Raw genomic sequence first — 4,962 nt, forward strand, 5'->3', positions numbered from 1 at the left:
CTGGTGGCACCACAAAAAGCCCTGAAACCTCAAAGTTTCAGGGCTTTTTGCTTTAAAAACCTCTAAATCACTGTGAGTATTATTTTCCGAAAATAATTTAATTATTGAGTAACAGATTCAATTTCACAGAAAAGCGTTAATATATTTATCGATATACAGATCTCTTTCCTTCGATTTATACTGCTGAATATATCTCGGATGCTCCAGGACAGTAAGTTTATCAAACATCTTCTCCTCCCTGTTAAGCTTCTCAATAAAAACAGCATTCTTCTTGCCCAACACAAAAACCTCTGAGCAGTCCAGACCAAGATCAATATGTTTCTTCAATGACTCAATCATAAACTCTTTCACCATCTCAAATAGCAGCGAGTCGTCATAATAATTTGCATTCAACCAGCTACCATCTTTTGTCTCCCTGATAATTGCCAGAGGGAAGGGTGAGTTGATATAAAAATCACTATAAAACCGTTCAGGTCCACCATAAGCTTCAATCATATCATAGACAAAAACAGAAGAGACCTCATGGGTATGGGCAGACTTCATCTCTATACCGCAAACAGTTGCCAGCCTTTTAGTATCAGTGAAAGGAACACCAGTTACCCCTGCCCCTTTTCTGCTTGGATTAATACCCAATATTAATCTTCTCTGCTTGTTGTCATTATAATACTTGTGATAAAACCGACTCATCACAACCATTGTTTCGGGGTTATCTATGAAAGGATTAATCACCTGAAAATTATCGGGCAGATTGCCCTTGAAAACCAGCTCCTGGTTAAAAAAAATTACTCTGTCAACAAATCTTAGCATAATTCATTACACCATATTACAATTTAATATAATGAACCAAATTTAATACGGTTATGTTTTAGGAAAAAGATTTATTATCATTTTATGGCAGCAAAATCTAAGCTTGCATATGTCGAGAAGATCGAGAATGGAGGAATATTTCGTGAAAAAAGGGGAAAAGGATTCAGATATATTTGTGAAGGAGTTAAAGTTACTGACACAGATACCCTCAACAGAATTCGCCGACTTGTAATTCCTCCTGCATGGAAAGAAGTATGGATATGCTCAATGGTTAATGGTCACATACAGGCCACTGGCATTGATGCAATGGGGCGTAAACAGTATATCTATCATACTGAGTGGGTAAATCAGAGAGATAAGAGAAAATATCACAGGATGATTCAGTTTGCCTATGCCCTGCCTAAAATAAGATTACAGATTGAGAAAGATCTGTCACGTAAAGGTTTGCCAAAGGAGAAAGTGCTGGCTCTTATAATCAGCCTTATGGAGCGCACAAGCATACGAGTTGGCAATAATACATACGAAAAACTATATGGATCATTCGGACTTACCACCCTTAAGGATAAGCATACCGAAATAAAGGGAAGCGATATCATATTTTCATTCAAAGGGAAGAAGGGGGTTTACCATGATATAAATTTACGTAACAGCCGGCTTGCACGCATGGTTCAAAGATGTAAAGAGATTCCAGGCAAGGAGCTTTTTCAGTATTACGATGATGAGGGAAAGCGTCAATCTATCGACTCAGGTATGGTAAACGACTACCTAAAAGAGATAAGTGGCGAGGAGTTCACTTCTAAAGATTTCAGAACCTGGGCAGGAACAGTAAAAGCATTTCTCGCGTTCAAGGAACTTGGTTGTGGTGGATCAGAATCAGAAAAAAAGAGGCTAATAACAGAGGCTGTTGATAAGGTTGCCACAAAGTTGGGAAATACTCGTGCAGTTTGTAAAAAATACTACATCCATCCCGAAATTATCACCTCTTACGAGAATGGTGCTCTACAAGAGTATTTTGATCAGCTTGATGCAATTGAAGAGGATGATAATTATTCGGATCTTACAAAAGAGGAGAAAATTGTACTATCTATTTTAGAGAATAAATGAGTTGAAATGAATTTAACGGGAGTGTTTTCGATATATAAAACAACCCGGCTCACTAGGGTGATCCAGAACAAGAGTCTCCATACTCTCTTTCCGAAGAATCCATATCACCATGATATCACCTGCAGCAGCACTTATAAAAAAAACACCTATAATAAGTAACATCAGATTACCGTTAAAAAGAGATATTACAGCTGGAATAAGACCCAATATGATGGCTGGCATTAAAGCAGCAATAATGTAATGTCTCAACTTCAATGGTTCAACACAATGACAGTATGGTGTTATTGGACTCCATAAAATTCCAAATCTTATGCTTTTGAATCCGCTTTCAGCAAATAATCCAAATATTAAGCCATGAATTAGTTCATGAAGTACAATGCCAACAATAAAAAGTAAAGAAAATATTAATATATCATACCAATAGAACTGTAATACAGGACGCCAGAGAAAGTAAAATGGCAATCCTAACAGAATTAAAGGAACAAAAAATAAAACAACCGCCAGTTTACTTGCTTCATAAATATCTATGGTTTTCTTTTCTTTTTTGTATTGTTCTAAACTCAGCATTTTAGATAAACTAATTATTTAAATTATCAACTCCCTCCTGAAATTACTATTAATGATAACCCTGCAATAAAGAGAATAAACATCATAGTTAAAAGGGTATTGGTAGATTTAGGAGCCCCTTTAAACTCTTTCCAGATGAATACACCCCAAAGTGCGGCAATCATAGGTGCTCCTTGTCCCAGTGCATATGAGATTGCAGGACCAGCCTTGCCTGCAGCTATATAACTAAGTGCTGTGCCTACACCCCAAATTATACCTCCTAATATTCCTACTAAATGCAGATTCATTTTCCCTGCAAAATACTCTGAATATTTGATTGGTTCTCCAATAAAAGGTTTTTTCATTACAATGGTGTTGAAAATAAAGTTACTGGCAAATATTCCCAGACTGAAAATGAAAAAAGCCCCGTATGGTGTCATTAAACCTGATATAGGATTTTCAAGATTGCTGAGATCCATGGAAGAGGCAACAAACCTGTAGAAGAATGACATTAATATTCCTGCAAATATTGCAATTATTACTCCCTTCTTTTTAGTTTTCACTGTTTCGGTTACAGAACTCACTTTCCCTGAAGCTATACCGTTCAAAATTATTGCAATTACTATGAGTGCGACCCCAAGAAATAATATAACAGGATCACCTTTGGGAGCACCAAAATAGTTTATAAATACACCAAGGACCAATGCTATACCGACTCCTACGGGGAATGCAACTGCCATTCCGGCTAATGAGATAGATGCTGACAGCAGTTAATTTATTAAACAGGTCTCTGAAAATAGCATCTCTATTAAGAGATGTTGCCATTCTGATGAAGTGACGTGAGTGGTCGATACTATACGTAACCTGATCAGTTAGTATAGGACTATGTACTAAGTTTGTCTGTACCCAGGATGGATTAATTAAATAGGCTATAGCCACTACATCCCATATCTCCTTTGACCATGCATCCAGATTTTGACTATTATATCCTTTAACAATTTCATATAAATAGTTGGATAAATCGTTTTTCCCTTTAAGGTACAATTCCAGCTCCGGTATTGTAGTTGTAAAATGTGACACAACAGGTCTGCAAGGGGTTATAACTAATGGGACACCTGAGTTTAGTACAACCTGAGCTGCTAAAACATCCTGCATTAAATTGAACTCTTTTTGTGTTGGCCAGTTTAAATCATTGCCTCCTAACCAAACAACAACTATGTTTTTAATTATCTGAGGTTCTATAAGAATCGCTGATGCAACATTGGTGATGCAACCAGTTGAAACAATATACAAAGGATTATCAGGAGTACTCTTCATAGCTTTGGATACCAGATCAAGTGCTGCATCGCTTCGGATTGGCTTTGAAATGTCTTGCAAATACTCCGTTGATCCTCGGAAAACTAATCCATCTGAAGGTCTGTTCATAAAATCTAGCAGTCTTAATATCTCTTGATAACTTTTTTCCATACCATCTGAAGGACTTTCAGACCGGTCATTAAAATAGGGTGCTGCATAAATTGCTTCAACAGTTAGTTTGTCTTCTGATAAGAGTGCATAGGCCATTGCAAACTGGTCATCAATTTCATTATAAGTGTCGGTATCCAGCACCATCCTTATTTTCCCTCTGTTTGGTGTTAAAAGATCTATTCTATCAGTCTCACTTATAGAAGGGAAATCTTGACTAAACAGTAATGAACAAGAGAATGACAGTAAAATAAATAGTACTCCTTTTTTCATATCTTTTAAAATTTTAATCCTCAACCATTATCCTTAATGCAATCTGAGCACATGCTTCTGCATCAGCCAAAGCGTGATGGTGGTTTTCTAGTTTATATCCACAGTAGGCGGAGACAGTATATAGTTTATAGTCGGGCAATCCTTTCAGTAGCATCCTTGCATTCTGCAGTGTGCAGTGAAACTCATATTCGGGATAGTCCATCTGATACATACGGAAACAGGCTTTAAGGCAACTCTCATCAAAACTCTTGTTATGTGCGATCAGAGGGAGTCCTTCAATTAGAGGTTCAATCTGACACCATACATCCGGGAATATTGGCGCATCTACTGTATCTTCAAAGGTGATACCATGAATTTTCATGTTCCAGTAACAATAATATTCCGGTTCGGGACGAATAAGACTATAAAAGCTATCTGTTATTTCGCCATTGCGCACGATTACTACACCTACGCTGCATACACTGGTTCGTTGTTCATTGGCAGTCTCAAAATCTATTGCGGCAAAACTTCTCATCGGCTGAAAGGTGTGTTTATCATATAATTGTTCAAATGTAACAAAAACTTTGAATATATAATAAAAAACACCTACCGTATTAAACGATAAGTGCTTAATTATTAGAGCGGCAAACGGGATTCGAACCCGCGACCCTCAGCTTGGGAAGCTTTTAAACAGTTATTTCTGTATTTTTTCTCTATTTTCAAATAATTCATAAATACCTGTTTAACAGCATATATAATAAATTATTAACTCTTTCCTATTTCTTCTAT

At 36.8% G+C, this 4,962-nt stretch carries 5 protein-coding genes and 1 pseudogene; 1 reads left to right on the plus strand and 5 read right to left on the minus strand.

All coding sequences use genetic code 11. The annotated features are described in order from the left end of the window. Positions 1-123 precede the first annotated feature (123 nt). Positions 124-807 (minus strand): SMUG2 DNA glycosylase family protein, encoded by a 684-nt coding sequence (locus PHO43_RS09650; RefSeq protein ID WP_288009778.1) that lies wholly within the window; start codon positions 805-807, stop codon positions 124-126. An 84-nt stretch (positions 808-891) separates the two neighbouring features. Here PHO43_RS09650 and PHO43_RS09655 point away from each other — a divergent pair, with 84 nt between their 5' ends. Beyond that, entirely contained in the window at positions 892-1,911 is a 1,020-nt protein-coding gene (locus PHO43_RS09655; protein WP_288012111.1) for a DNA topoisomerase IB, read from the plus strand. A gap of 12 nt (positions 1,912-1,923) precedes the next feature. On the opposite strand, the gene PHO43_RS09660 is transcribed toward PHO43_RS09655, so the two are convergent. From PHO43_RS09660 to PHO43_RS09675, 4 genes and pseudogenes are all read right to left on the minus strand, one after another. Continuing rightward, positions 1,924-2,478 carry a DUF3267 domain-containing protein gene (locus tag PHO43_RS09660; protein WP_053826870.1) on the minus strand — a complete coding sequence of 185 codons (555 nt, stop codon included), beginning with the start codon at positions 2,476-2,478 and terminating at the stop codon, positions 1,924-1,926. A 26-nt stretch (positions 2,479-2,504) separates the two neighbouring features. After that, positions 2,505-3,227: pseudogene (locus tag PHO43_RS09665) on the minus strand (GRP family sugar transporter); the annotation flags it as partial. Continuing rightward, positions 3,115-4,194 carry a nucleoside hydrolase gene (locus PHO43_RS09670; protein WP_502867188.1) on the minus strand — a complete coding sequence of 360 codons (1,080 nt, stop codon included), beginning with the start codon at positions 4,192-4,194 and terminating at the stop codon, positions 3,115-3,117. The pseudogene PHO43_RS09665 and the gene PHO43_RS09670, both read right to left, overlap by 113 nt. Positions 4,195-4,207: 13 nt before the next feature. Continuing rightward, a complete protein-coding gene (locus tag PHO43_RS09675) occupies positions 4,208-4,708 on the minus strand; it encodes a 3'-5' exonuclease (RefSeq protein ID WP_045088830.1) in 501 nt (166 codons plus the stop codon). Between the last annotated feature and the right edge of the window lie 254 nt (positions 4,709-4,962).

It is taken from the genome of Lascolabacillus sp. (assembly GCF_028696275.1).
Lineage (GTDB): Bacteria > Bacteroidota > Bacteroidia > Bacteroidales > Dysgonomonadaceae > Proteiniphilum > Proteiniphilum massiliensis.

What these genes read in the sequence shown, in the direction of transcription:
- PHO43_RS09660 (WP_053826870.1), bottom strand. Translation starts at nt 2,478, where the DNA reads ATGCTGAGTTTAGAACAATACAAAAAAGAAAAGAAAACCATAGATATT.
- PHO43_RS09655 (WP_288012111.1), top strand. Translation starts at nt 892, where the DNA reads ATGGCAGCAAAATCTAAGCTTGCATATGTCGAGAAGATCGAGAATGGA.
- PHO43_RS09675 (WP_045088830.1), bottom strand. Translation starts at nt 4,708, where the DNA reads ATGAGAAGTTTTGCCGCAATAGATTTTGAGACTGCCAATGAACAACGA.
- PHO43_RS09650 (WP_288009778.1), bottom strand. Translation starts at nt 807, where the DNA reads ATGCTAAGATTTGTTGACAGAGTAATTTTTTTTAACCAGGAGCTGGTT.
- PHO43_RS09670 (WP_502867188.1), bottom strand. Translation starts at nt 4,194, where the DNA reads ATGAAAAAAGGAGTACTATTTATTTTACTGTCATTCTCTTGTTCATTA.